Origin of the sequence: Leadbetterella sp. DM7, from assembly GCF_040829825.2 — a bacterium.
Classification (GTDB): domain Bacteria; phylum Bacteroidota; class Bacteroidia; order Cytophagales; family Spirosomataceae; genus Leadbetterella.
Genome location: NZ_JBFOLH020000001.1, coordinates 283,492 through 309,577 on the forward strand (window position 1 = coordinate 283,492; position 26,086 = coordinate 309,577).

The following is a 26,086-nucleotide window of genomic DNA, read 5'->3' on the forward strand; positions in this document are numbered from 1 at the left end:
GATCCACTTAATTACCGATAATACGTGCATCAATGAAGCACCCCGGACTCTTTTTCACCGTTATTGTATTTCTTTTTTCGTTAAGCCCTTTTGCCGGCGCTCAGACACCTGATGCCCAGGGTATCGTATATGTTACTCCCAACGGGGGCGGAGACGGCAGCAGCTGGGGAAGCCCGACCTCCAGCCTGCACAACGCCATCAATGCCGACGGAGCGAAAAAGGTATTTGTGGCCATTGGCACCTATAAGGTAGGCAATACCAGCTTTGTGATGAAAAACGGGGTAAAAATCTACGGTGGTTTTGATCCGGCCCATAGCATTACCAGCTTATCCCACACCCGTATTCTTCCGAACAAAGATACGAATGTCGGCTCCATACTGGATGGTGAAAATGTAAGGCCTGTTATCTGGAACGATATGCCGGAACGCGGACGCGGCCCGATGGACACGTCGGCCGTATTAGACGGTTTCACCATTACAAAAGGAAGATATTCCAGCCACGGGGCCGGTATCCGGAATATCAACGCTTCGCCGGTGCTCCGGAACCTGGTCATCAGGAACAATGACTGCTACTACCCGGGCCAGGGTGCGGGAATATACAATTATAATTCCTCGCCGCACATCAGCGATGTATTCATCACCCGGAACTCTGCGTCGGGCAACGGTGGTGGTATCTACAACGACATGGGGTCAAGCCCCTTACTGACCCGGGTTGCCATAACCGCCAACGTGTCAGCCTACCAGGGAGGAGGCATATACAACGATATGAACTGTAAGCCCGTGTACATCAACGTTCTTGTGGCAGACAATACGGCAAACGGGGCCAGTAATGCTGGCGGCGGTATTTTTCATGCGTTCGGAGAATCGGTATTTACCAATGTTACTTTTGTCAACAACAGCCCTTATGATGTCAATCTCTATGACGGCACCGTTCTGTTTAACAATTCAATCGTAGCCGGCAAGCTACGGCGCGGAGTCTCGGCCACCTATACCGGAAAACACTCTTTCATCAACGGGAACACCGATCTTACCAACGGCAACTTCAATGCTGCCGGTTATTTGCTTACCGATATTTTCAATAACCCGGGCACGGGTGATTATACACTAAAAGACGGATCCCGGGCAATAGATGCCGGCGACAATACCCTGTTTGCCGGTCTTGATGCCCATACCACCGATCTTGCCGGCAATGCGAGAGTTCATAACTACGCCACCAACGGGGTGATCGATATGGGCGCTTATGAAAGTCCTTTTAAGGGCCCGCTTACCCCCGATGGCAACGGGATCATTTACGTTACCCAGGACGGTGAAGGCAACGGCTCCAGCTGGGCCAATGCCACTTCTGATCTGCACAATGCCATCCATGCCAGGGGTGTGAAAAAAGTTTTTGTAGCGACCGGCACCTATAATGTAGGGGAGAATAGCTTCACTATGAAAAACAACGTGGAGATCTTCGGAGGGTTTGATCCGGCTCATGGCATCACCGATCTTTCTTCCAACCGTATTTTGCCCAACAGAGGCATGGGTGACGGTTCCGTACTGAACGGTGAAAACACACGACCAGTAATCTGGAATGTATTTGACGCAGACAGCAAGATGAACAATACGGCCGTGTTAGACGGCTTCAGCATTATTAACGGCCGGTACGGCGGAGGGCGTGGGGGTGGCATCAACAATGTTTATGCCTCGCCCTCATTGCGCAACCTGGTGATAAGAAACAATTCGGCAGAACGTGGCGGCGGTATCTCCAATACCAACAGCAGCCCGGTGATCATTCATACCGTTATAGCTTCCAACCGGGCGGGAGAGTACGGCCAGGGTGGCGGTGTTTACAATACCGCCGGGTCTTCTCCTCAATTTATAAATTGCCTGATCAACAATAATGAAGCGTATCAGACCGGCACTTTTGACGCGTATGGCGGAGGCATGTGGACGAACGACTACTCTCATGCGCTGCTGATCAACGTCACCATTGTCCAAAACCGGATTGTGGGTAATTCCATATCGGTTGGCGGGGGTTTTGGTGTAGCCGGCGATGCCAGCGCCACTTTATACAATTGTATTATCTGGGATAATAAAAAAGCGGGAAGCACCACCGAAGAAGGAGCCGACATTGCAGACTGGGGGCCGGTTACAATGAAGAACTGCCTCACACAGGTGTATTCTACCGGCAATGCCGCCGATCAGAACCTGGTGGGGGCAGATCCTTTGTTTTCGAACCCTTCTGCCGGTGACTTCAGCTTACAGGCTGCATCGCCGGCCATCAACAAAGGGAGCAATGCCTTGTTTACCGGATTAGACGGGGACACCAAAGACCTTGCAGGAAATGCCCGGGTCTACAATTATACCACAGGAGGGGTAATTGACGCAGGAGCATACGAAAGTGCTTTCAACGGAGAAGTTACACCCGGCGCTAACGGTATCGCCTATGTACGGGAAGGTTTTTCAGGAAATGGCGAAAGCTGGGAAACTGCTACCGGCGACCTGAAGAAAGCCATTGAAGCCACAGGAACACAACAGGTTTTTGTAGCTACGGGAAACTACGACGCCCCGGCCGGAAGTAGTTTCAAAATGAAGAACCAGGTGAAGATCTATGGCGGTTTCGACCCCGATCACGGCATCCGTACGCTGGACAACACCCGTATCCTGCCTACAGAAAGCACGGGCGGCTCTGTTCTAAACGGGCAGAATCAGCGGGGAATTATCCGGAATGATTACACTTCGTCTGACCCGCTGGACAACTCTGCTGTATTAGACGGCTTTACCATCATGAACGGTGAAACGTCAGGAAATACATTCGGAGCGGGGATACTTAACGTTTTTGCCTCGCCTGTTCTCCGGAACCTGGTGATTAAAAACAATAAGCTGCCGGCAGGAGGCGGGGCAGGAATGGCCAATGTAAGCGCTTCTCCCGTGATTTCCAACGTGATCATTACCCGCAATGAGGCCTTGCGCGGTGGAGGAATGTATAATATAGACAACAGCAGTCCGGTGCTTACCGATGTAGTCATCAGTCATAATAAGGCTACCAGTGATACCCAATTCGGCGGAGGAGGAATATTTAACCAGGAAACGTCTCTAAAGCTTACCCGGGTAACCATCAGCGACAATACGGCAGCAAATGCAGGCGGCGGAATTTACAGCATCAAAAATACCCGGATTGACGCAGGCAATTCGGTTATCGAAAATAACAAGGCCCCTTACGGCGGCGGATTCTACAACAACACTTCGGAAGCACAGTTTACCAACGTGATCTTCCGGGGTAATTCAGCCACGATGGTCGAAAGCGGCAGCGGTGGCGGAGCCCTGTTCAATCAAAAATCAGACTTACAGCTGACCAATGTGCTCATAGAGAAGAACCATGCCAACTTCCGGGGAGGGGGCTTGCGCAACCTTTCCGGGAACCCCGTACTAACGAACGTTACATTTATCCATAATACGGCCGCAGATACGGCCGCTACAGCCGCAGATATTGAAGGTGGCACACCCGGTTTCAACAATACCCTGGTTTTCGGAACGGTGAAAGGCAGCTATACAGCCCGGCATTCCCTGATCCAGGGCCATACAGACTCTGCCAATGGCAACATAGATGCTTCAGGCATTGCCCCCGTAAATGTATTTACGGATCCCGAAAACGGGGATTATACGCTGCTGGCATGCTCACCGGCCGTAAACTCGGGCGACAATACCTTGTTCCCCGGCCTCGACATTTCGAAGGTGGACCTGGCAGGCAACCCCCGGGTGTATGATTTTGCAAATAGCAAGAACATCGATATGGGCGCCTACGAGTTCCAGGGTGTTCCTGCAGATTACAGTGCCATAACGTTTGAAGACAGTACCGTGGTGTACGACGGCACTCCGCATGCGATAACGGTGCAAAATATACTGCAGGGAGCATCGGTTTCCTATCAAATTACCGATCCGGGTAACCAGACCGGCCAGGGAAATTCAGCCACCGCCGCCGGAACCTACAAGATTACCGCCACCATAACCCCTCCAGGGAACTGCCTGCCCATAAAACGAACCGCTACCCTGAAAATCAACAAAGCCGCCGCGGTAATTACCGCTGCCCAAACCCAGAAGCACACGTATGACGGAACGGTCAAAAATGTAAATGCTTCGCTGAATCATACCGAAATTACCTTAACCTTTACTCCCCAACGGGGCTATACGGCTGCCGGAACGTATCCTGTGATCGTTTCCGCTTCAGAAACGGCCAACTACCTGGCCGCTTCTGATACCGTTAGCCTGGTGATTGAAAAAAATGACCTGGCGGGTATCAGCTTCCGAGACTCTTCTTTTACCTATGACGGTACCGCCAAATCACTGGCGGTTTCCGGGCTGCCCGCCGGCGCTTCCGTAGATTATGCCGGCAACGGGAAAGTCAATGCAGGCATTTACACGGTCATTGCTACCGTGTCGCACCCCAATTACCGAGATTCCGTACTTACGGCTTCCCTGACTATTCAAAAAGCCACCGCGGTGATCACCACCGCTAAAATCCAGAAACATGTGTATGACGGAACGGTCAAAAACATAACGGCCTCCCTGAATCATGCCGAAACTACGCTCAGCTACTTTCCACAGCAGAGCTATACGGCTGCAGGAACCTACCCTGTCATTATTTCTGCGACAGAAACAGCCAATTACCTTAAAGCAGCCGACACCGTCAGCCTCGTCATCGAAAAAGCCAGCCTGTCGGGTATCACTTTCCGGGATTCTACCTTTACGTACGACGGTACCGCCAAATCACTGGCGGTTTCCGGGCTTCCCGCCGGCGCTTCCGTAGATTATGCCGGTAACGGAAAAATCAATGCCGGCATTTATACGGTCAGCGCTACCGTTTCCCGTCCCAATTACCGCGATTCCGTGCTTACGGCTTCCCTGATCGTTCAAAAAGCTGCAGCACAGATTACCGCTGCCCGCACCCAGAAGCATATCTACGATGGAACGGTCAAAAACGCAACCGCTTCCCTGAACCATACCGAAGCAACGCTTACCTATTCACCCCAGCAGGGTTATACGGCTGTCGGAACCTATCCCGTGATTATTTCTGCAACGGAAACGGGCAACTACCGGGCGGTTTCCGATACCGTCAGCCTGGTGATTGAAAAAGCCAATCTCTCGGGCATCACCTTCCGGGATTCTACCTTTACATACGACGGTACCGTAAAATCGCTGGCCGTATCGGGCCTGCCCGCTGACGCTTCCGTAGTTTATGCCGGTAACGGGAAAATCAATGCGGGCATTTACAGTGTCAATGCTACCGTTTCCCGTCCCAACTACCAGGATTCCGTACTTACAGCTTCCCTGATCGTTCGCAAAGCTGCAGCACAGATTACGGCCACCAAAACCCAGCAATACGTTTACGACGGAGCCGTGAAAAACGTAGCGGCTTCGCTGAATCATACCGAGACTACGCTTACCTACTCGCCCCAGCAGGGCTATACGGCTGTGGGAGCCTATCCTGTGATCATTTCTGCGGCAGAAACGACCAATTACCTTAAAGTAGCCGACACCGTCAGCCTCGTCATCGAAAAAGCCAATCTCTCGGGCATTACCTTCCGGGATTCTACTTATACGTACGACGGAACCATCAAATCACTGGCGGTTTCCGGGCTTCCCGCCGGGGCCACGGCAAGCTATACCAATAACGACAAAACCAATGCCGGCACCTATACCGTAACCGCTACCGTATCGCGAACCAATTACCGGGATTCTGTACTTACAGCTACCCTGAAGATCAACAAAGCCACAGCGGTAATTACTGCTGTCAAAACCCAGCAATACGTTTATGACGGAGCCGTGAAAAACGTAGCGGCCTCGCTGAACCATACCGAAACTACACTTACCTATTCGCCCCAGCAGGGCTATACGGCTGTCGGAACCTATCCTGTGATCATTTCTGCGGCAGAAACAGGCAATTACCTTAAAGTAGCCGACACCGTCAGCCTCGTCATCGAAAAAGCCAATCTCTCGGGCATTACCTTCCGGGATTCTACCTTTACGTACGACGGAACCATCAAATCACTGACCGTATCAGGCCTGCCTGCCGGGGCCACGGCAAGCTATACCAATAACGACAAAACCAATGCCGGCACCTATACCGTAACCGCCACGGTGTCTCGCCCGCAGTACCTGGATTCTACCCTGACAGCCGTTCTGAAGATTAACAAGGCCGCAGCGGTAATCACTGCTGTCAAAACCCAGAAGCACACTTATGACGGAACGGTGAAAAATGTAACCGCCTCCGTGAATCATACCGAGACCCCTATAAGCTACTCCCCTCAACAGGGATATACGGCTGTCGGAACGTATCCTGTGATCGTTTCCGCTTCAGAAACGGCCAATTACCTGGCCGCTTCTGATACCGTTAACCTGGTGATCGAGAAAGCCAACCTGTCGGGTATCACCCTTCGCGACTCTGTCTTTACCTATGATGGCACCGTAAAAGCACTGGCCGTGTCAGGCCTGCCGGCCGGGGCCACGGTAAGCTATACCAATAACAACAAAACTGAGGTCGGCACCTATACCGTAACCGCCACGGTGTCTCGCCCGCAGTACCTGGATTCCACCCTGACAGCCACCCTGACCATCAGCAAGGCCTCCTTCCAGGGTGTAGGACTTTCTAACGGTGAATTCACTTACGACGGCTCTGCCCATTTCATTTATGCCTGGGGAGCACCGGAAGGGTCCAGTATAACATATTATGGAAACGGGCAAACCAATGCAGGAACTTATTCAGTAAAAGTGCTTATACAAAAAGAAAACTACCAGGACATGGAGCTGTATACCAACCTGGTTATTCACAAAGCACAAGCGGCTATCTGGGCAGAACCTTTCCAGTCGCACGTATACGACGGCTCCGTAAAAACGGTACAAGCCTGGCTTAACCATTCGGAAACCTACCTGGCATATACTCCGCAACAGGGATATGCCGATGCGGGATCGTATACCATAACCGTTTCGGCCAACGAAACCCAAAACTACTTTTCAACGTCTGCTACGGTCACGCTGTTTATTGATAAGGCCAGATTCCAGGGCGTTTCTTTTCCAGGCGCTGAATACACCTACAACGGCTCTCCGTACGCCTTATCGGTGAACGGCGCGCCGGAAGGAGCCCGGGTTACCTATACGGGCAACAACCGGACCAATGCGGGCACATACAAGGTTACCGCCCTGGTGCAGATGAAGAACTACTATGACCTGGAGCTGGAAGCCGAATTAATCATTCATAAAGCTCCCCAGCAGATCCTTTTTGAAGAAATTGTCTTAAAGCACCTTGAAGATGACCCCGATTTCCAGCTGGAGGCCACCAGTACCTCCGGCCTGCCGGTCTCTTACAGCTATGCTTACGAAGCAGAGCTTCCGCCGGCTACCGTAACGCCGGAAGGCTGGGTGGAGCTCCGTACGTCGGGGTATGTAACGATAACGGCTCACCAGCCGGGCAATGAAAATTACCTTCCGGCTGAACCGGTCACCCGGCAAATGAAAATCAACAGCTCAGATGCCACGCTGCATACTGTTATCCTTGACGGGCAGGTTTTTGAAACCCCGGATGCCGAAATCTATTACCTGATCGATTGTGCCGACGAAACCGACCGGGTACAGACGCTGCTTAAAACAGAGGTAGGCGCTTCTGTGGTGCCCGGCCGCTCATTAACCATTGAGGTGCCGAAACCCGGGATTTACAGGCAAACCGTGGTAATCACCTCGCAGGACAGTACCAATACCCTGACCTATACCATCATCGTAGAGAAACGGTTTAACTTTGAAGACATCGGGGTTCAGAAGTTTAATAACCTGTTCCTGGTCAATAATAACCCGCAAACCAACGGCGGATATACGTTCATGGAATACGAATGGTACAAAAACGGGGAGAAGGCAGGTTCAGGGCAGTACTATTCTGCCGGCAACCAGGCCAGCGATATCTTAGACAAAGATGCGGTATATACGGTACGAATGAAAACAGCTGCGGGCGACTGGCTCTCCAGCTGCAGCTTCCGGTTCCGGTCAGATGCCTCATTTTCCCTGGGTATTTTTCCTAACCCCGTTCAGGCAGGCGGTCAGCTTAATCTCAAAGTAAATGAGCCGGGAGAAGCCCGGGTGCGGATCCTGACATCAACGGGTGTGCAGGTTATGGAGTCAGTGGTGAAAGGAAGCCCGGCTGAAATTAAGCTGCCCGCAGAGATTCCTGCAGGCACTTATATTCTTCAATATGACAATGGAAAATCCCGTAAAAGCATACCGTTTGTTCTTGAAAAGTAAATGTCAGACATGAAAAAATACCTGTCCGTTCTGTTCTTTTGGATAATCAGTCCTGTTTTCGGGCAACAGGCCGCCCACGAATTCTCCTTTTATGCCGGCGGCGGGCCCTCTCTCCTGCAGTACAATGCCGGATCTTCTTTTAACGCGGGCGGCTTGGCCGGATTAGGATACCGGTACTATTTTTCACAACGCTGGTCGGTGGGTAGCGGAGCTGAGCTCGAGGTCTACCATTCCCGGGTAAGCCTTGACCGGCTTAGCGGCAGCTCAGACGCCCGTGATGCGGAAGGAAGCTCCTTTGAATTCCGGTATGAAGCACAAAACTACCGGGAAAGCCAGCGTGCTTTTTATCTTGCCGTACCGCTGAATATTCAGTTTGAAACGGGTCATTCGAATACTTCCTGGTACATGAACATGGGAGGCAAGGTAGCCTATAATATCCAGGCCAGCTACCAGGCAGAAATACCTTCCCTGGTCACCACGGGGTATTATCCCGAATGGAACGTTGAGCTGGCTGACCCCGCCTTTATGGGTTTCGGCCAGTGGACCGACCGCCGCTCCGGTAAAAATGATTTCACGACAAAAACGGCCTTTCTGCTGTCGGGAGAAACCGGCATCAAGCGGCATAACGGCTTCCTGGCCTATATAGGCGCCTATGCCGATTACGGGCTGAACAATATCCTGAAAGCAGGTGAGCGGTCGGCGGTTATCCGGTACATGACCGATACACCCACCCGGTTCTCCTACCAGCCGGTGGCCAACTCCCTGAACGGAGACGGCAGCCCCTGGGCCCGGAAGCTGAACCTGGTTTCTTTCGGAATAAAGCTAAGATTCGTCCTGAATTAAATCCTTATCTTTCCCGTTCAGCCCGGCGATCCCGGGCCGACTGATCTTCGGCCACGCCGGCTTTCCAGTAAGAAAAGGCATAAAACTCTTCTTTGGTCCAGCGGTGCTCCCTCAGGTGCTCCCGCAGCTCTTTGACCGTACGGTACTCGGCTGCTATATAGGCAAAGCGATTCTCCACCGGCAATTCCAGCTCCCTGACCGTAGCTGCCAGCCGGCTGCCTTCTTCCGGGTGCGGGTTATGCAGCCAGATGAAGCGGATGTCTGCCCGGGTATGTACCGGTAGCTCATCTTCGGGGCCATGCACTTCCAGCACACATACACCGGAGACCCGAGCCGGCAGGGATTCCAGGATGCAGCTCAGCACCGGTAGTGCCGTAGCATCGCCCGCCAGCAGGTAATGGTCTGTACGCGGGAACAGTTCTTTCTCCACCGCTTTCATGGCCACGCCCAGCTCGTCGCCGGGCTGCGCATGAATGGCCCAGCGCGAGGCCGGGCCGTTTTCGCCATGATGTACAAAATCAATGACCATTTCCTTTTTCACCAGGTCAATGGCCCGGTGGGTATACGTTCTTACCGCGGGCACCAGGTGCGGTTCCGGGTGAAGCCAGATCTCCAGCTCTTCGTTGTACTCCGGGAAATGCACCTCTTTCACCCCGGCAGGGGGAATAAAGATCTTGTTGTTGTTTCCTAACGTACAGTCTTTGTATTCCGTTACAGCATCGCCTTCAAGGGTTACCCGTATCAGGTGCGGAGTGATATACGCTTTCCGTTTCAGCCGTAAAACATGTTTAATGATCCTGGGTTTCATCGTATTCCTGTTTTGAGTGATGGGATTCCGGCCGGCTATTAAAATGCCGCAACTACCTCGTCAATCATAGCGTTGACAGAGGTTATTCCGCCGCCGGCCAGGTACCAGATCTCGGGGTTAAGGTAAACGATCTTCCCGTTTTTATAGGCATTGGTTTTCTGTACCAGCACATTCTCGATCTCCGACTTCTCAGCCGCTTTTTTGTTGACCACAGCACCCCGGTCTATTACAAAGAGATAATCGGGGTTGGTCTGCTGGATAAACTCGCTTGAAACGGGCTGTCCGTGTCTTGATACTTCTATGTTTTCCACGGCTTCCTTCACGCCCAGCGCTTCGTGGATAAAACCGAAACGGGAATGCCGGCCGTAGGCACTGAATTTACCACCGTTGTACAGGGTAACCAGTCCTTTTCCTGGAGCAACTTCAATTTTCTCCCGTGCGGCCTTAATTTTATCGTCGATCCGGCTGAGCTCCGCATCCACTTCTTTTTCCTTTCCGAAGATCGTGCCGAAATACCGGGTCTTGTCCCTGAACGAATCCAGGAAATTCTCCTGGTCAATCCGGATATACACCACCGGTGCAATTTTTTTCAGTTCGGGATAGGAGCTTTCCAGCCTTTCCGACATGAAAATCACTTCCGGGTTCAGGGCGGCCAGCTTTTCGAAATTCACCTCTTTTACCGACCCCAGGTCAACCACTTCCGGGTCATCCCCGTATCGGGCAAGGTGGTGTGGTAAATGCTCTTTCGGAACTCCCAGCACTTTTATCCCCAGCACATCCAGGTTTTCCAGGCTCACGTAATCCAGGGCCACTACCCGTGTGGGGTTATGCTTCACTTGTACGGTATCCAGCTCATGAATCAGGGTAATTGTATCTCCGCCGGTGGTTCCGTCAGAGGTTCCTTTATTACAGGCCGTTAAAGCAATGGCTAAAGCCAGCATCGAAATTTTTACGATATTTTTCATCTTTACAACAGTTTTCAGCCCTCTGCGGTCAGCCATCCGTTCTGTTCATTAACGATGAGATCCGTTTCTGAAAGCGGTCAGCTGACAGCTTATGGCTATGATCAATAATAATTACAAATTCTTTTCCCGTCTGTTTCCACAATTCTAAAATCCATATCAAACACGCTCTGCAGCACTTCGGGCACGATTACCTTATCTACCTCATCAAAAAAGGCAACCCGGCTGTCTTTCAGCGCTACGATAAAATCAGAATACTGCGAGGCAAAATTGATGTCGTGGATCACCATCACGATGGTCTTCCCTTTTTCATCGCAGAGCCTCCGCAGGGTTTTCATGATCTGTACGGCATGCTTCATATCCAGGTTATTCAGGGGCTCATCCAGCAGGATATAGTCGGTGTCCTGGGCCACCACCATGGCCAGGAAAGCCCGTTGCTTCTGTCCGCCGCTGAGCTCATCCATATACTGCCCGGCAATGTCTTGCAGGTTCAGGTAACCGATCGCCTCGTCTATTTTTTCCTCGTCGGCAGCCGTCAGGCGGCCCTGTGAATACGGGAAACGCCCGAAGCTCACCAGCTCTCTTACCGTTAGCCGGAGGTCTATAAAATTGGCCTGCTTCAGGATAGACAAATGCTGGGCTAGGATACGGGTCTTATACGCTTCGATATCGCGCGAATCCAGCAGCACCGTACCCCCGTTTTGCTTCAGCAACCGGCTGATAATGGATAACAGCGTGCTTTTGCCCGCCCCGTTACTGCCAATCAACGAAGTGACCTTTCCCCGGGGTATACGCAACGATATTCCATCGAGAATGACATTCTCCCCGTAAGACCGCGATATGTCTTTTACTTCTATCATAGCTTCTTCGCCGTTAAAAGGATGTACAGAAAGTACGCTCCACCGATAAAATTGATCAGTATGCTGATGGTGGTGCTCATGTTAAACACACGCTCCACCATCAGCTGTCCCGCCACCAGCGTAATGCAGGATATAAGCCCGCAGGCCGGCAACAGCACCGAGTGCCGGTGGGTTTTGAACAGCTCATAGGTCAGGTTGGTTACCAGGATTCCGAAAAACGTGATCGGGCCCACCAGCGCCGTAGACACCGAAACCAGCACCGAAATAATGAATAAAAAGACCGCTACCACCCGGTTGTAATTGACGCCCAGGTTAATAGCCTGCTCCCTGCCCAATGCCAGCACATCGAGGTATTTATGGTACCTGACCGCCAGTACCAGCATCAGCCCCCCTGCCCCGGCCGCATAGCTAATCAGAGAAGTATTCATCTTATTGAAAGAGGCAAAAATGCGGGCCTCCACCAGTGAAAACTCGTTCGGATCAAGCAGCATCTGGACAAACGAGCTCAGCGTGGAAAAAAGCGTACCCAGGATCAGTCCCGTGAGCAGCAGGAAGTACATGTTGTTCTTCTCCCGCCGGAACACGAAAAGATAGATCAGCACCGCAAATCCCAGCATCATCAGCACCGACCACCCGAAATTCCGTGATTCGGTCAGCACCCGGAAGGTCTTATCGCCGTACAGGAATACAATAATGCTTTGGAACAGAAGGTATACCGCCTCAAAACCCATGATGGAGGGTGTAAGTATCCGGTTCCCGGTGAGGGTCTGAAACACCACCGATGAATAGCCGATGCTCCAGGCCACCAGCAGCAGGGCGGCCACCTTCCAGGCCCGTCTTTCCAGCACGTAATCCCGGTTCCCGGTCAGGTCATGAAAAAGAAATAAGCCGACCAGCAACAGGGTAAATATCGCCAGGAGAACGAGGGAGATGCCGTGCTTTTTCATCGCTTTCTGAAAAGTAAAATGAGAAACAGCACTCCGCCTGCAATACCTACCACTACCCCGATGGGCACCTCAAAGGGAAACATCACCAGCCGGCCGGCAATATCGCAGACCAGTAAAAAAAGAGCACCGAAAAGCGCCGTATAGGGCAGTGTTTTGCGCAGGTTGTCACCGTACACCAGGCTTATGATATTGGGTACCACCAGGCCCAGAAAAGGGATAACCCCTACGGTGATGACTACCACGCTAACGGTAAGCGACACACAAAATAAGCCGGTATTTACCACCTGCCGGTAATTCAGGCCCAGGTTCTTCGAAAAAGCCTCTCCCATGCCCGCCACTGTAAACCGGTTGGCGTACAGGTAGGTGACCAGGATAGCCGGTACCGAAAAAAACAGCACTTCGTAATTGCCTTTCAGCACCGACGAGAAATCACCCACCAGCCAGGCATTGACATTTTGTACGATATTGTAACGGTAGGCAAAGAACGAAGTGACCGAGCTGAGAATGTTACCGAATATGATCCCCACCAACGGGACAAATATGATGTTCCGGTACCGGATACGGTCAGTTATGTTCAGAAACACCAGGCTGGCGGCAAAAGTAAAAACGAAAGCCATGAGGGCCCGGTTAAGCAGACCGCTCTGCGGCATCCAGAGAAAAGCGATCAGCAGGCCCAGCTTGGCGGCATCCAGTGTACCGGCTGTGGTGGGGGATACAAACTTGTTCTGCGTAATCTGCTGAAGAATCAGGCCCGATATGCTTAAACCTATCCCTGCCAGGATGAGCGAGAGGGTCCGCGGTATACGACTGACCGTCAGGATCAGCATCTCCTCGTCGTCAGGGTGAAAAATATCAGTTATGGAAATATCTTTTACCCCGATGAATACGGAAACGCATGCAACCAGAATAAGCACTATAAGATACCCCGCAATCTTCAATTTATACTAAATCTAAATAACAGGCAAAAATAAGGGATAATTACGAAAACAAAAAATGCAGCCGCTTATTGATTTAAGCGGCTGCATTTCCTGTAGACGTATTATTTATTTTGCTGTTACACGCACTGCGATCCTGCGGTTCTGGTTCCGGCCTTCTTCGGTAGCGTTATCGGCTACCGGGTGCAGCGGTCCGTACCCTTCTGATTCCAGCCGGTCAGATGAAATGCCTCTTTGGATCAGCTCGGCCACCACGTTAGCGGCACGTTCTGCTGACAGGCGGGTATTTACTTCGTTTGAACCGGTGTTATCGGTATAGCCGCCCACTTTGATGCTTACCTGGGGATATGCCTTCAGAATCTCGGCAATATTATCCACTTCTTTTTCCGAGGAAGAATCAATTACGGCGCTTCCTGACTCAAATGTTAGCTTACGGAAGTTGAACCAGGTTTCTTTATCTACCGGCTTCTCTTTATTTTCTATAAAGCTGATAAGCTCATTTTCAATAGACTGCTCGGGAAAGCTCAGGTGCACGCCCGTTGAAAGCGTTTTCAGGATCATGGCTTCCGCGCTGTCGCTTAGGGTCTCTGTTGAATCTTCGGCTACCGTAGCTACTTCCGAAGCTTTGTTCTGGCAGCTTTTCCAGAAATACAATCCGCCGAGAATAAGCAGTGCCAGGAGCAGCCAGGGCAGCAATCCGCCCGGTATACCTTTTCCTTCTCCTTTTCCGGGAACATATTTCGCATTCATGTCTCCTGCAAAGTTCCCCAGCGAATCTACACTTAAAATACTGCCTATACCGGCCGGGAGCACTTCTTTTACCGCTTCTTTCTGCTTCATCAGCAGCGAGGCAAAACCCGAAACCCCCAATCCTTCTTCCTTCACTTTTTTACCCAGCACTCCCGTTAGCAGGGACGTTGCCAGGCCCAAAAGGGCGGAAGAGTTGGCTTTAATACCGGAAATATTCCCTATCAGGTCTTCCAGCATACCTAACTTATCTCCGAATACGGACCGGAGTATTTTACCGCCCGAAGAAATCATTCCTGCCGCCTGCCCGTTTCTGAACGATTCTGCAAGATCACCGCCGAATTCTTTACTGTGAGTGTCATTGTTAATCAGGGTCAGCAGATCACCTGCCCCCTGAATAGTAGAAGCTTTTCTCATAAATCCAGCCAATATAGCTGGCAAACCGGCAGACAGGCCTGAGATAATATCCGCCGTATCCTCTTCGAGGAAATCACTGATTCGCGAAATAGCGGCTGTTGTCAGCTGCCCCTTTACAAGTTGCAGTATGTCCATTAACTTAAAGTATGTTTAACGAATTGTAAGGTATGTTTAACCAACGCTCTATTATTCTGACGTGCGAATTAAAGAAAAGTAACGCTCAAAATAAACAATTATATTATAATGATTATGCAACAGCGGCTTTATTTATTTTTAGGTAGGTCTCAGGGCGTAGTTTTTCGGGCACCTTCTTTTCGTTAATGCTCACTTTTCAGGTTGTGCTCTTCATCGTACATACCGTCCAGCTCATCCAGCTCGGTACCTTTCCACAGGGCAATTCCCGACAAATAAGACACTCTGCCGATCATGTGGGCAGCCACCGGGGTGGTCAGCAGCAGGAAAAATCCGATGGCAATGGCTTTGGTGGTCACAAATACTTCGGGAAATACCATAGCCGCAGCGGTAAGCAGAAATCCTACCCCCAGTGTAGAGGCTTTTACCGTTACCGAAAGCCGCAGGAAAAAGTCAGGCATCCGCAGTATACCGATAGAGGCAAACAGAATGGCCAGCGTTCCTATGGTACAAAACAATATCAGGATAATCTCTTTCATAAGGATAAAATTAGTTCCGGGTGGTTACTTCTGTTTTCATGTTTTCTTTTCGAGGTAATAGGAAAATGCCACAGTACCCAAAAAAGCAATCAGCGCCAGGATCATGGCTACATCCAGAAACAGCTCCTTACCGGAGCGGATACTGAATACGGTAATAAAAGCAATACCGATGGTGATGATCAGGTCAAGGGCAATCACCCGGTCAACCACCCGCGGCCCCCTGACAAAACGGATAAACGTTAGCATCATGGACACCGACAAGAGCGGTAAAATCACGTAGTCCAGGTAGTTATTTAAATTCATCTTAATATTTCAAGTAACCGGCGTTCAATGCCGTTTTTGGTTTGCTTTATAAAAGAACGCTTATCTTTCAGGTACATAACATGAATATAGAGCGTTTTTTTGTCTTCACTGATATCCAGGATCAGCGTACCGGGGGTCAGGGAGATAGCCGTGGAAAGCAGGTTGATCTCCAGGTCGGTACGGGCGCTCATGGGATATTTCACAATGCCCGGCTTAAAAAAGTATTTGGGAGTGATTACATCGTATGCTACCTGTATATTGGCCTTGATCATCTCATAAAGAAAATAAAAGATGAGGTAGATGGTCTTGGGTACCCGTGTAAAGTAGCGCTGGTCTTCTTCCGCCCTGTTCATCACCCAAAGAATAGCAAACCCGATCAGGAAACCAAACAGGAAATTGGAGTAATATAAAGCCCCTGTCAATGCCACCCAGATAAAGGCCAGCAGCAGGTTCATTAAAAATTGTTTGATCATAGCTGTACGTGTTTATTATCCCAGCACCGCCTTAATATACGGCGCCGTATTGATCATCTCATCGGTTATCCGGTCTACCACCTCTATGAAAAACTGGGCATCAAAGCCTATGACCAGGCTGCAGCAACAGAGTAGCACCACCGGAAGCACCAGGAAAGCTTTCTTATGCCGGGGCAATGAGGCAAAGGTATCCTGAATACGCTCGTCGCCCGAAGGGTTCTTCCAGAATGCCTCCGACCACATCCGGGCAATCACAAACAAAGTTACAAAGCTGCCAATAATAAGGGCGGTCACCAGCAGGAAATTCCGGCTGTCTACCCCCGCTTCAATCAGGTACAGCTTCGGCCAGAAGCCCGATAACGGGGGTATCCCCACCAATGAAAACAACACCAGGGCTATAACCAGCGATATGCCCGGGTATTGGGCGTAAATGCCCCCCAGCAGCTTGATATTCATCGACCCCCGGAGCTGGCGGATCAGCCCCGCAATGAGAAACATGTTGGTCTTCACGAGGATATCATGAAAAAGATACAAAACCGCCCCCATCATGGCCACTTTTGAATACAGGCCCAGACCGCCCACCATAAAACCGATATGGCAGACAATCAGGGAAGAGAACAGCCGCCGGATATTGTCTTTGATCAGCGCACTGAACATGCCCGTAACAATGGTGAAGACTGCCAGGATAACCAGCAGGTTTTTCAGGTTATCGTCTGGCGTAAAAAGCAGGGTAAATACCCGGAACAGCGCATAGATCCCCACCTTGGTCAGCAAGCCGCCGAAGGTAGCCGCCACGGCCGACGGCGGGGTATGGTATGACGACGGCAACCAGAAATAAAGCGGGAATACGGCCGATTTGATCCCGAAACCCAGCAGGAAGAACACCGAGGCCAGGTTGGTCAGCGACTGGTTCTGTACCTTCGGGATCCGCAGCGCCAGGTCAGCCATGTTCAGTGAGCCGGTGATGCCGTAAAGCACCCCGATCCCCGTTAAAAAAAACATGGAGGCCAGGATATTCAGCGCCATGTATTTCACGGCTCCTTCCAGCTGGGCCTTCCGCCCGCCGAGGGTCATCAGCACAAAAGAAGAAATGATAATGACCTCAAACCATACGTACAGGTTAAAAATATCACCGGTAAGAAACGCTCCGTTCAGTCCCATCACCAGGAAATGAAAAATAGGGAAATACCCGTACAGCATACGCGCCCGGTTAATTCCTGCTGCCGAAAAAACAGATACGGCCAGCGAGGCAATGGCCGTGATCAGCACCAGCGAGCTGCTGAACAGGTCAGCCACAAACACAATGCCGAAAGGAGCCCGCCAGTTCGCTGCATTCATGATCAGGATCCCTCCCGAATATACCTTATAAAACAAAGCCGCCGCCGAAATCAGCCCCAGGAAAGCCGCCACCACACTGATGTACCGCTGTGTAACCGTTTTCCGCCAGAAAGCCAGCTGCAGCAGGGCGGCCAGCAGGTGAATGATCACGGTTGCTATTATACTGTTATCTGTCATATATCTTCTTCTTCCGGGGTATTCAGGTCATCCAGGTCATCCGAGTCTACCAGCACATAAACGCGCTTCAGCAGCACAATGGCAAAAGCCGTTAAGCCGAAGCTGATCACAATGGCCGTCAGGATCAGTGCCTGGGGAATAGGGTCGGCATAGATATCGTTGAAAACCTTCAGGCCCGGCGGAATCACCGGAGGCTTGCCTGCCGTAAGGTTTCCCAGTAAAAAGATCAGGATATTGGTGCCGTTACCCAGCAGCAAAATACCCAGCAGGAGCTTGACCATACTCCGCCGGAGTATCATATACATGCCGCTGGCATACAAAATCCCGATAAGACATACCAATATCAGCTCCATACGCTTATTCCGAAAACAACGATATCGTAAAAAGGATGGTCAGCACCACGCCCACCACCAGTAAATACACACCTATATCAAAAAACAGGGTGGTGCCCACATTTCCAAATACCGGGATCTGGTCAGGCACCCACAAAGAGGTCATTACCGGTTTCCTGAAAAATACCGGCACCAGCATGCTTGCAGTAGATATGCCCAGCCCGATCGGGATCAGCGATAACGGCTTGTACCGGATGATCCGCATGGTATTTTCCACCCCGTTGGCAAAGCTGTGCAGCACAAAGGCAATAGAAGCCACCAGGCCGCCCACAAACCCGCCTCCCGGCGAGTAATGCCCCCGGATCAGCAGGAAAAACGAGAACAGCAGCAGGATAGGTAGCAGGTACTGCGATGCCGTTTGTAAAATAGTGCTTCTCATATCTGTTATTCTTTTTCAGATGCTTTTAACCGTAACTTCAGCAGGCTGTACACCCCTATGGCAGCCACACTCAGCACCACGATCTCAAACATGGTGTCAAATCCCCTGAAATCCACGAGGATCACATTCACTACATTCCGCCCCTTGCCCAGCGTATAGGCGTACTTGGCATAAAAGTCTGAAATGTTGTACCGGGCAGGCTCCATCAGCACCCGCAGGCAGATAATGGCCAGCAGAACGCCAAAAAGAATGGAGATGGCGGCATCACGCACCATCACCTTCAGCGCCTTTACTTTCAGGAAAGGCGGAAGGCGGTACAGCACCAGCACAAAAAGCACCACGGTAAGGGTATCAATCGTAAACTGGGTCATGGCCAGGTCAGGCGCGCTGTAGATAACAAAAAGCAGACAGATGGCATAGCCCACAATACTCATACACACCACAGCCGTAAGCCGCGACGAGGTTTTCAGCGTTTTATAGAGCGCCCCAACCAGGATAAATACAATAGCGATATCATAGAAGCGCACCGGCGACAGCTTGCTGAAATCAATGCGGAAAGGCCCGCCCCGGTAAACCTCATAAATCAACAGGGCCTCGGCAAACAGGATGATCTTGATAATGTACGACCGGAGGTAACCGTCATGAAAGAAGTTGGTATAGGCCGCGGCCACCTGTTTGGTACGGATATACATTCTTCCGAACACCACACCGGGCCTGATCCGTTCCAATACCGAAATGAATTCCCATCTGCGGAAACCCGGCGTATTGATAAAATACACCACCAGGCCGGTTGCCAGCGTGCCCAGGCTCAGGATAAATACGAGGTTAAAGCCGTGCCATACCTTTAGCTGCACCGGGATATACTGCTGGAAAATGCTTTTCACCGCCGGCTCGGCCAGGTGGGCGCCTGTCCATCCCGGAAACACCCCGGACACCAGCCCCAGCACAGCCAGCAGCAGGGGCGGTACCCAGAAACCCGCTCCGGGTAAATGAACCTGCCGGTACTCTTCCCGCTCCCTGCCCGTAAAGGGCCTTACCCCGGCAAGAAAAGCGGCCGCCACCAGGCCCACATTGGTCACGATAGCCACCCCGGTAAAGTACCAGGCCCACAGGGGCTTATAATGCAGCGTAGATTCATATATGAGGTCTTTCCCGATAAAGCCCAGGGTAAAAGGCAACCCGGCACCCGAGAGTGCAGCCAGACCGCCGGCCAGTGCTACCGGCCAGAGTACCCTGCCCAGGCCCGACAGCCGTGTCAGGTCTCTTGTACCCGTTTCATGGTCAATGATACCCGTAACCAGGAACAAAGGAGCCTTATACAACGCATGCGCCAGTAAAAAAATACATGCGGCAATTACGGCGTAATCGGTACCCATACCCAGCAAAAAGGTCAGTACGCCCAGGGCCGAAATGGTAGAATAGGCCAGCAGGCTTTTCAGGTCACGCTTTGATAAAGAAAGCAGGGAAGCATACAGCATGGTAAAGCCGCCCACTCCCATGAGGGTCCACTGCCAGAGCATAGTACCGCCCAGCACCGGCGTAAACCGGGCCAGGAGAAAAATACCGGCTTTCACCATAGTGGCCGAATGCAGGTAAGCAGACACCGGTGTAGGTGCCTTCATGGCTGCCGGAAGCCAGAAATGAAAAGGAAACTGGGCCGATTTGGTAAATGCCCCGGCCAGGAAGAGCAGCAGGATAACCGGGTAATACACGCTCCCCCGGATAGTATCGGCGTGGTTCAGGATATCGCCCAGGCTGTAAGAATCCGCCAGGCTTCCGGCCCATACCAGGCCGGCCAGCAAAAATAACCCTCCCAGACCGGTCACCGACAGGGCCGTCAGGGCGCTCCTGCGCGACTCATCATCGGTATTGTTAAACCCGATCAGGAAAAACGAGCTGATACTGGTCAGCTCCCAGAAAATAAATAAAAGAATGATGTTATTTGACAGCACCAGGCCCAGCATAGACGACATGAAGAGCAGCAGGTAACCGAAAAAACGGTCGAGATACGCATGCCCTTTTAAATAGGCAGATGCGTAAATAAATATCAATGTACCTACGCCGGTGATCAGCAAAGCAAACAGGAGCGAGAGCCCGTCAAGCCTGAAGCCCAGGTTTACCCCTAAGGCCGGCACCCATGACGTACTTTCAAACAGCACCCGCCCTGAACTGATCTCGGGAATCTTTTGAAGAAAATAACAAAAGAGCATGAACGGCACCAACGCCAGTACGATACTTTTATTATTTCTGAAAAATTTTCCAAAGGGAACAAGAAGGCACGCAATAACTAAACCTATGGTAACAGTAAACAGCATTCCGTATGGTCTTGTGAAACCACTAAAATACGAAATCTTTACTTTTTATACAATAATAGGAAGGCCCACCGCCCAAAATTCTTTGAAAAATACAAAAAAAGAAAGGGTGGATCAGCCCTGCTTTATTCATTCTTCCATCCGGGTTCCCGCTTTTCAAAAAGTGCAGTGATCCCTTCACGGGCGTCGTGCGAGTCCCGCAAGCGCTCTAATGCACGCTTCAGGTAATGAAAACGGTCGGCTGCGGGTACCTCGTCCAGCGCTTTCAGCGCTTCAAATCCCCGTGTAACAGCCAGCGGGGCATTCTCTGCCAGCTGGCTAATCAGGCGCTCTGCAGCACCTTCTTCCAGCAGGCCGTCCACGATCCCGTACTCCATGGCCCGGATCGCTGAAAAAGGCTCGCCCGAAATACAGAGCTGCATGGCTTTCTTTTGCGGCATCACCCTCAGGAGCGAGGCCAGCACCTGGAAAGGGAAAATACCGATCTTTACCTCCGGCAATGAGAACTCCGCCTTCGGCAGAGCCAGCACGTAAGTGCACTCAGCCACCAGCAGGAAGCCCCCGGCTATCACATTGCCTTCTACCAGGGCTACGGAGGGCTTGTTCAGCTGCCCCATCACTTCTCCCAAAGAAAGATCCCGGTTTTGAATGGCCGGGTTAAGGCGGTCAGCAGAAGGGTCAGTAAAGGCTTTCAGGTCCATTCCCGCACAAAAAACCGGTCCTTCGGCATCTACCACCACCACACGCACTTCCTTATCGGTATTCGCAGCCTTCAGGGCATGATCTATCTCATTCACCATGGTGGGTGTAAACGCATTCCGCTTTTCGGGGCGGGCCAGGGTGAGGGTGAAAACGTAGCCCTCTTTTCGGATTCGGATAAAATTATAGGTCATCTTCACAAAACTACTTTTCAAAGCTATTCATTAATAGTTCATAAATCAAATGCAAGGGGCGGTTTCTCTTCTTGCCGTTTATTTTGAACGAACCGCAGAACTTATTGCCCGTTTCAAAAAACTGAAAGGTGCTAAATGGAGTAACACTCTTAAAACATGGCACCTGCCAGATTCAGCTGAATATCGTAAACGATTGGGCATTCAACCGGAAAGTGTGTCCATAGAAGTGCTACAGAAAACGGCACAGTTTTGCAACCCACTTACCCGAAGCGGGAACTGACATCAGTTACATCCAAAAACTATTGGGGCATAACGACATAAAAACCACACTAATTTACACAGAGGTAGGCAAAAAGAATTTGAAGAAAGTAAAAAGTCCTTTAGACCGTCTTTAAGTACTTGCGCATTAGGGATATTTTTTCTCAATTTCCTTAGTATTAAGTTTTTGAAATAATGAAACTTTCATATATTTCGGAGTTAGCAGCAAACAAAAACCGACAACCCCAATGAACGAATTTAAGGACAACTTTTCAAAACAAGCAGACGTTTATGTAAAATTCAGACCGACATATCCAAAAGAATTATTTGAGTTTTTGAGCGGTTTGACCTTGGAGCATAAATTCGCTTGGGACTGTGGAACAGGAAACGGACAATCGGCTTTAAAATTAGCCGATTACTATGAAAAAGTTTATGCAACCGACCCAAGTAAAGAACAAATAAAAAACGCTACTTTTCACGACAGAATAGTTTATAAAGTTGAAAATGCTGAAAACCCAAGCTCAATAGAAGACAATTCAATTGATTTAATCACGGTTGCACAAGCAGTTCATTGGTTTGACTTTGACAAATTTTACACGCAAGTAAAGAGAGTTCTAAAAACGAATGGAATAATTGCAGTTTGGGCATACGGTATTCCGACAATTGAGAAAAAATTGGACAACATCATCAAAGACTTTCACGACAATATCGTTGGCGAATTTTGGCTTCCCGAAAACAAACTGATAGAAAAAGAATATGCGACAATACCGTTTCCATTTGACGAAATTAAAACATCAGATTTTTTTATCAGAAAGCAAGTAACCCTTTCGGAAACATTAGGACATTTGAGAAGTTGGTCGGCAACTCAAAAATATATTGACAAGTATAACGAAAACCCAATGGACAACTTATCGAAAAAATTGCAAGAACATTGGGGAAACACAGACACAGAAAAAGAAATGACTTGGAAATTAATCTTGAAAGTCGGAAAAATTGTCAGCTGCTAACAAGGGTTTTGCGTCAGGCGGGTCGAACGTTCCCGTTCGACACTTTTTCGTAAATTTGAACTTTGTCGCTCGCTCGGAATTTTCTGCTGAAAATCCCGCCCGAACGCAAAGCCCCAAAACGTTACCAGCCATTTTAGGGTGTCAGTACAAAAACAAAACTTATCGGTATGAACAAAGAATTTTACTACTTAGACGAAAAGAAACAAAAAGGATTTTTCAGCATTGACCAACTTAAAACCTTACTCATTGGTGTGGACAGACGGATTTGAAAATTGGAAACTGTAAGAAAAACTTATTACAATGAAAAATTTAAAATCGGAGACTAAATGATAACTATATGCGAAGATGATTTATCTAATCAACAAACTCAAGAACTTATTGCCCTGCATTTAGCAGGGATGGAAACTGATGTTCCCGAAGGAGCAATCTTCCTTGGTTTATCAGACCTTCAACAGCCAGGAGTAACTGTATGGAGTGCTTGGGAAGATTTAAAAATAGCTGGTGTAGGTGCGTTGAAATTACTTCCTGACGGTCGAGGTGAGATTAAATCTATGCGAACCCATCCTGATTTCATAGGTCGTAAAGTAGGAGCTCTAATCCTTACGACTATAATTGATGCCGCAAGGGCGAGGGGAATACATCGCCTATCATTAGAAACTGGAAGCGGGTCTGTATTCGAAGCAGCCAGAGCGTTGTATGAAAAATTTGGCTTCAGAAAGGGTGAAGCCTATTCAAATTACGTTCAGACAGATTTTAATCATTTTTTACATTTGGATTTAAACCCAGAAAGTGATGGCTGTTCTGTCTGACAGAATAAAAAATGAAATTATATTTAACAGCTACATAGAAACAAGACAATTAACGAAATGAAAAAAAACGGCTGGTAACAAGGGTTTTGCAATAGTGGGGCGAAACTGCAAAGTTCAACAGTTGTGCTTCGTTTTAACTTTTGTGCAAAATTGAACTCTTGTACTTCGATTGCCCCACCATCGCAAAACCCCGAAACGTTGGGCGAAATTGTTATTACAAAATTCAAAAACCTAACTATGAGCGTATTTGTAAGCTATAATTCCAAGAATGAAGACTTTGCGGAGTTAGTAAAAATGAAGATTGAAAAAGAAGCATTACAGAAAGGTGCTCAAGGTTCTACAAATCGGTCATCTGAGCTTATTGACTTAATCACGACTTACGTAAAACCCGTGAAAGGATAACTTCGCCCAACATTCGGTTTGGCAATATGGCGGCGCGACGAATATATCCTCGGCTTCTGTTTACTAATCAGCTTCAATCCCGGCTGACAAATAACGCCGGGCAATAGAATAAACAATGAACATTTAGTTATATATTTAACAGCGGTACCGGGCAGACGAATCACAGATTTCCGCCACATCGCCAAGCCGTACCGTTAGCGGTCAGCTAAACAAACATCACGCTCAAAAATGAAAGTTGAGAGTTTAAAACCATTTGACGGACAACATTGTGAAACAACAGCGACAGGAACTTTGTTGCGACAACTCGGAATTGAACTTTCCGAACCAATGCTGTTTGGACTTGGGCAAGGACTTGGTTTTATTTTCTGGAATATGAAAACAATGGACTTTCCATTCATTGGCGGACGAGTGAAAACAGACTTGCTGACACAAAACATTGCCAAAAACCTAAATCTTGAATTAACGGTTAAAGAAACATCTTCAAAGCAAAAGGCTTGGGAAGGTGTAAAAGAACTTATTGACAACGGACAAGTGGTCGGGCTTAAATTAGACTGTTATCATTTGGAGTATTTCTCAAATCCGTTTCATTTCGCAGGACACTACGCAGCCATTTACGGTTACGACAATGACAATGCTTTTTTGGTTGACACTCGACAACAAGGGGGACAAGTAAAAACATCTCTAAATAGTTTGGCATTGGCAAGATCTGAAAAAGGTCCAATGTCTTCTAAAAACTTGTATTATACATTACGGCAAACCGATAAAAACTTTAACCTCAAAAAAGCAATTCTGACAGCAATCAAAAACAATGCAACCGAATATCTTAGTCCACCAATTACAAACATCGGATACAAAGGAATTTTAAAAACAAGTTCAGAAATCATAAAGTGGTTTAACAACAGCGGAAACATCGAAAGAGAGTTTAAACAATCCGCAAACATTATGGAAAAAGCAGGAACGGGCGGAGCATTATTTAGAAATTTGTATCGTGACTTTTTGAAAGAAAGCTACGATTTACTGCAACTTGACGAACTCAAAACAGGACACGAAAACTTCTCAGAAATCGCCAAACTATGGACAAACGTTGCTGACTTATTTATAAAGGTTAGTGAAACGAAAGACTTTAATTATATACAACAAGCATCAGACATTTTAAAAACTATATCAGACAAAGAAAAAAAGACAATGGAACTATTGGCAACCAAATAGCCGAACCGCTAACATCGTATTGGCAATAGGCGGGGCGAACGGCTTCGCATCAACGGAAGTGCAAAATTCAACTTCTGTTCTTTGTATCAACAGTAGTGCTAAAAATCCCGCCCATCGCCAATACGCGGCACGTAATATGGACATTCAGACAAGTTGGCCGGACATAAGAAAACATTTTAATAAATGCTTTAGAGCGAATTTCCATGTATCCATAGCTTCGGTTGACAAAGAAGGCAACCCGACTGTAACACCTATTGGTCCTTTATTTCTGAATAATGATCAGACAGGTTTTTACTTTGAAAAGTTTCCATCCATAGTAAAGGCAACAAAAATATCTGTATTTTGGGCGTGAACAGCAGCACTTTATTTTGGTTGACTTCACTTTTCAACGGAAAATTCAAAAGTTACCCTGCAATTAAACTCTACGGACAACTTGGTGATAAAAGAGAAGCTACTGACATTGAAATCCAACGGCTAAATAAAAGAACGAGTACAACAAAACGACTGAAAGGGAATAATTATTTATGGGGTAAAATCAAATCTGTAAGAGAAATAACTTTTATAAAAGTGGAGAAAATTAATTTGGGCAAAATGACAGAAAGTTTATAACACAAAAGCCCGAACCGCTAACATTACATATCTTTTGTAACCTTTCCTTTCTTTAGTTACTCTAAAAG

Annotated in this window: 21 protein-coding genes and 1 pseudogene; 8 read left to right on the forward strand and 14 right to left on the reverse strand. The window is 49.0% G+C overall.

The window, feature by feature from the left end:
* The first annotated feature begins 32 nt into the window (after window positions 1–32).
* Together AB2U10_RS01200 and AB2U10_RS01205 are read left to right on the forward strand one after the other, a co-directional pair.
* Window positions 33–8,267, forward strand: a complete 8,235-nt coding sequence (locus AB2U10_RS01200) for an MBG domain-containing protein (protein WP_367914544.1) — start codon at window positions 33–35, stop codon at window positions 8,265–8,267.
* A gap of 9 nt (window positions 8,268–8,276) precedes the next feature.
* Window positions 8,277–9,110, forward strand: a complete 834-nt coding sequence (locus AB2U10_RS01205; RefSeq protein ID WP_367914543.1) for an outer membrane beta-barrel protein — start codon at window positions 8,277–8,279, stop codon at window positions 9,108–9,110.
* Between the two features lie 4 nt (window positions 9,111–9,114).
* Here AB2U10_RS01205 and AB2U10_RS01210 read toward each other — a convergent pair whose 3' ends face one another.
* The 14 genes from AB2U10_RS01210 to AB2U10_RS01275 form a co-directional block, all read right to left on the reverse strand.
* A complete protein-coding gene (locus AB2U10_RS01210; RefSeq protein WP_367914542.1) occupies window positions 9,115–9,918 on the reverse strand; it encodes a siderophore-interacting protein in 804 nt (267 codons plus the stop codon).
* Between the two features lie 38 nt (window positions 9,919–9,956).
* Complete coding sequence (locus tag AB2U10_RS01215; RefSeq protein ID WP_367914541.1) at window positions 9,957–10,883, reverse strand: siderophore ABC transporter substrate-binding protein; 927 nt, start codon at window positions 10,881–10,883, stop codon at window positions 9,957–9,959.
* Between the two features lie 101 nt (window positions 10,884–10,984).
* Complete coding sequence (locus tag AB2U10_RS01220; protein ID WP_367914540.1) at window positions 10,985–11,740, reverse strand: iron ABC transporter ATP-binding protein; 756 nt, start codon at window positions 11,738–11,740, stop codon at window positions 10,985–10,987.
* Complete coding sequence (locus AB2U10_RS01225; RefSeq protein ID WP_367914539.1) at window positions 11,737–12,687, reverse strand: iron chelate uptake ABC transporter family permease subunit; 951 nt, start codon at window positions 12,685–12,687, stop codon at window positions 11,737–11,739. Before AB2U10_RS01225 ends, AB2U10_RS01220 begins: the two co-directional genes overlap by 4 nt.
* A complete protein-coding gene (locus AB2U10_RS01230) occupies window positions 12,684–13,601 on the reverse strand; it encodes an ABC transporter permease (RefSeq protein WP_367914538.1) in 918 nt (305 codons plus the stop codon). Before AB2U10_RS01230 ends, AB2U10_RS01225 begins: the two co-directional genes overlap by 4 nt.
* 129 nt (window positions 13,602–13,730) lie before the next feature.
* Entirely contained in the window at window positions 13,731–14,921 is a 1,191-nt protein-coding gene (locus AB2U10_RS01235; protein ID WP_367914537.1) for an OmpA family protein, read from the reverse strand.
* Between the two features lie 182 nt (window positions 14,922–15,103).
* Window positions 15,104–15,457, reverse strand: coding sequence for a monovalent cation/H(+) antiporter subunit G (gene mnhG, locus AB2U10_RS01240; protein ID WP_367914536.1), 354 nt, complete (start codon window positions 15,455–15,457; stop codon window positions 15,104–15,106).
* Window positions 15,458–15,493: 36 nt separating this feature from the next.
* Window positions 15,494–15,760, reverse strand: coding sequence for a cation:proton antiporter (locus tag AB2U10_RS01245; protein ID WP_367914535.1), 267 nt, complete (start codon window positions 15,758–15,760; stop codon window positions 15,494–15,496).
* Window positions 15,757–16,233, reverse strand: coding sequence for a Na+/H+ antiporter subunit E (locus AB2U10_RS01250; protein ID WP_367914534.1), 477 nt, complete (start codon window positions 16,231–16,233; stop codon window positions 15,757–15,759). The genes AB2U10_RS01245 and AB2U10_RS01250 overlap by 4 nt, the downstream gene beginning before the upstream one ends.
* Before the next feature lie 15 nt (window positions 16,234–16,248).
* Window positions 16,249–17,748: a proton-conducting transporter transmembrane domain-containing protein gene (locus AB2U10_RS01255; RefSeq protein ID WP_367914533.1), complete on the reverse strand. Its 1,500-nt coding sequence runs from the start codon at window positions 17,746–17,748 to the stop codon at window positions 16,249–16,251.
* On the reverse strand, window positions 17,745–18,101 hold the full coding sequence (locus AB2U10_RS01260; RefSeq protein ID WP_367914532.1) for a Na+/H+ antiporter subunit C: 357 nt from the start codon (window positions 18,099–18,101) through the stop codon (window positions 17,745–17,747). Before AB2U10_RS01260 ends, AB2U10_RS01255 begins: the two co-directional genes overlap by 4 nt.
* A 4-nt stretch (window positions 18,102–18,105) precedes the next feature.
* The gene (locus AB2U10_RS01265) at window positions 18,106–18,519 is read right to left on the reverse strand and encodes a Na+/H+ antiporter subunit B (RefSeq protein ID WP_367914531.1); all 414 of its coding nucleotides are present in this window, start codon (window positions 18,517–18,519) and stop codon (window positions 18,106–18,108) included.
* A gap of 5 nt (window positions 18,520–18,524) precedes the next feature.
* A complete protein-coding gene (locus AB2U10_RS01270; RefSeq protein WP_367914530.1) occupies window positions 18,525–20,834 on the reverse strand; it encodes a putative monovalent cation/H+ antiporter subunit A in 2,310 nt (769 codons plus the stop codon).
* A 122-nt stretch (window positions 20,835–20,956) separates the two neighbouring features.
* The gene (locus AB2U10_RS01275; RefSeq protein ID WP_367914529.1) at window positions 20,957–21,745 is read right to left on the reverse strand and encodes an enoyl-CoA hydratase/isomerase family protein; all 789 of its coding nucleotides are present in this window, start codon (window positions 21,743–21,745) and stop codon (window positions 20,957–20,959) included.
* 230 nt (window positions 21,746–21,975) lie between these two features.
* Between AB2U10_RS01275 and AB2U10_RS01280 the strand changes: the two are divergent.
* From AB2U10_RS01280 to AB2U10_RS01305, 6 genes and pseudogenes are all read left to right on the forward strand, one after another.
* Window positions 21,976–22,119, forward strand: a pseudogene (locus AB2U10_RS01280) (tyrosine-type recombinase/integrase); the annotation flags it as partial.
* A gap of 111 nt (window positions 22,120–22,230) precedes the next feature.
* A complete protein-coding gene (locus tag AB2U10_RS01285; protein WP_367914528.1) occupies window positions 22,231–22,989 on the forward strand; it encodes a class I SAM-dependent methyltransferase in 759 nt (252 codons plus the stop codon).
* Window positions 22,990–23,315: 326 nt separating this feature from the next.
* Window positions 23,316–23,798 carry a GNAT family N-acetyltransferase gene (locus AB2U10_RS01290; protein WP_367914527.1) on the forward strand — a complete coding sequence of 161 codons (483 nt, stop codon included), beginning with the start codon at window positions 23,316–23,318 and terminating at the stop codon, window positions 23,796–23,798.
* A 237-nt stretch (window positions 23,799–24,035) separates the two neighbouring features.
* Window positions 24,036–24,200, forward strand: a complete 165-nt coding sequence (locus AB2U10_RS01295; protein ID WP_367914526.1) for a hypothetical protein — start codon at window positions 24,036–24,038, stop codon at window positions 24,198–24,200.
* Between the two features lie 228 nt (window positions 24,201–24,428).
* The gene (locus AB2U10_RS01300) at window positions 24,429–25,409 is read left to right on the forward strand and encodes a BtrH N-terminal domain-containing protein (RefSeq protein WP_367914525.1); all 981 of its coding nucleotides are present in this window, start codon (window positions 24,429–24,431) and stop codon (window positions 25,407–25,409) included.
* A gap of 342 nt (window positions 25,410–25,751) precedes the next feature.
* On the forward strand, window positions 25,752–26,018 hold the full coding sequence (locus tag AB2U10_RS01305) for a hypothetical protein (RefSeq protein WP_367914524.1): 267 nt from the start codon (window positions 25,752–25,754) through the stop codon (window positions 26,016–26,018).
* Window positions 26,019–26,086 lie beyond the last annotated feature (68 nt).

Coding starts and splice junctions, on each gene's coding strand:
- AB2U10_RS01265 (WP_367914531.1), bottom strand. CDS start 18,519: ATGAGAAGCACTATTTTACAAACGGCATCGCAGTACCTGCTACCTATC.
- AB2U10_RS01220 (WP_367914540.1), bottom strand. CDS start 11,740: ATGATAGAAGTAAAAGACATATCGCGGTCTTACGGGGAGAATGTCATT.
- AB2U10_RS01225 (WP_367914539.1), bottom strand. CDS start 12,687: ATGAAAAAGCACGGCATCTCCCTCGTTCTCCTGGCGATATTTACCCTG.
- AB2U10_RS01235 (WP_367914537.1), bottom strand. CDS start 14,921: ATGGACATACTGCAACTTGTAAAGGGGCAGCTGACAACAGCCGCTATT.
- AB2U10_RS01245 (WP_367914535.1), bottom strand. CDS start 15,760: ATGAATTTAAATAACTACCTGGACTACGTGATTTTACCGCTCTTGTCG.
- AB2U10_RS01290 (WP_367914527.1), top strand. CDS start 23,316: ATGATAACTATATGCGAAGATGATTTATCTAATCAACAAACTCAAGAA.
- AB2U10_RS01205 (WP_367914543.1), top strand. CDS start 8,277: ATGAAAAAATACCTGTCCGTTCTGTTCTTTTGGATAATCAGTCCTGTT.
- AB2U10_RS01250 (WP_367914534.1), bottom strand. CDS start 16,233: ATGATCAAACAATTTTTAATGAACCTGCTGCTGGCCTTTATCTGGGTG.
- AB2U10_RS01295 (WP_367914526.1), top strand. CDS start 24,036: ATGAGCGTATTTGTAAGCTATAATTCCAAGAATGAAGACTTTGCGGAG.
- AB2U10_RS01200 (WP_367914544.1), top strand. CDS start 33: ATGAAGCACCCCGGACTCTTTTTCACCGTTATTGTATTTCTTTTTTCG.
- AB2U10_RS01255 (WP_367914533.1), bottom strand. CDS start 17,748: ATGACAGATAACAGTATAATAGCAACCGTGATCATTCACCTGCTGGCC.
- mnhG (WP_367914536.1), bottom strand. CDS start 15,457: ATGAAAGAGATTATCCTGATATTGTTTTGTACCATAGGAACGCTGGCC.
- AB2U10_RS01215 (WP_367914541.1), bottom strand. CDS start 10,883: ATGAAAAATATCGTAAAAATTTCGATGCTGGCTTTAGCCATTGCTTTA.
- AB2U10_RS01285 (WP_367914528.1), top strand. CDS start 22,231: ATGAACGAATTTAAGGACAACTTTTCAAAACAAGCAGACGTTTATGTA.
- AB2U10_RS01300 (WP_367914525.1), top strand. CDS start 24,429: ATGAAAGTTGAGAGTTTAAAACCATTTGACGGACAACATTGTGAAACA.
- AB2U10_RS01260 (WP_367914532.1), bottom strand. CDS start 18,101: ATGGAGCTGATATTGGTATGTCTTATCGGGATTTTGTATGCCAGCGGC.
- AB2U10_RS01270 (WP_367914530.1), bottom strand. CDS start 20,834: ATGCTGTTTACTGTTACCATAGGTTTAGTTATTGCGTGCCTTCTTGTT.
- AB2U10_RS01210 (WP_367914542.1), bottom strand. CDS start 9,918: ATGAAACCCAGGATCATTAAACATGTTTTACGGCTGAAACGGAAAGCG.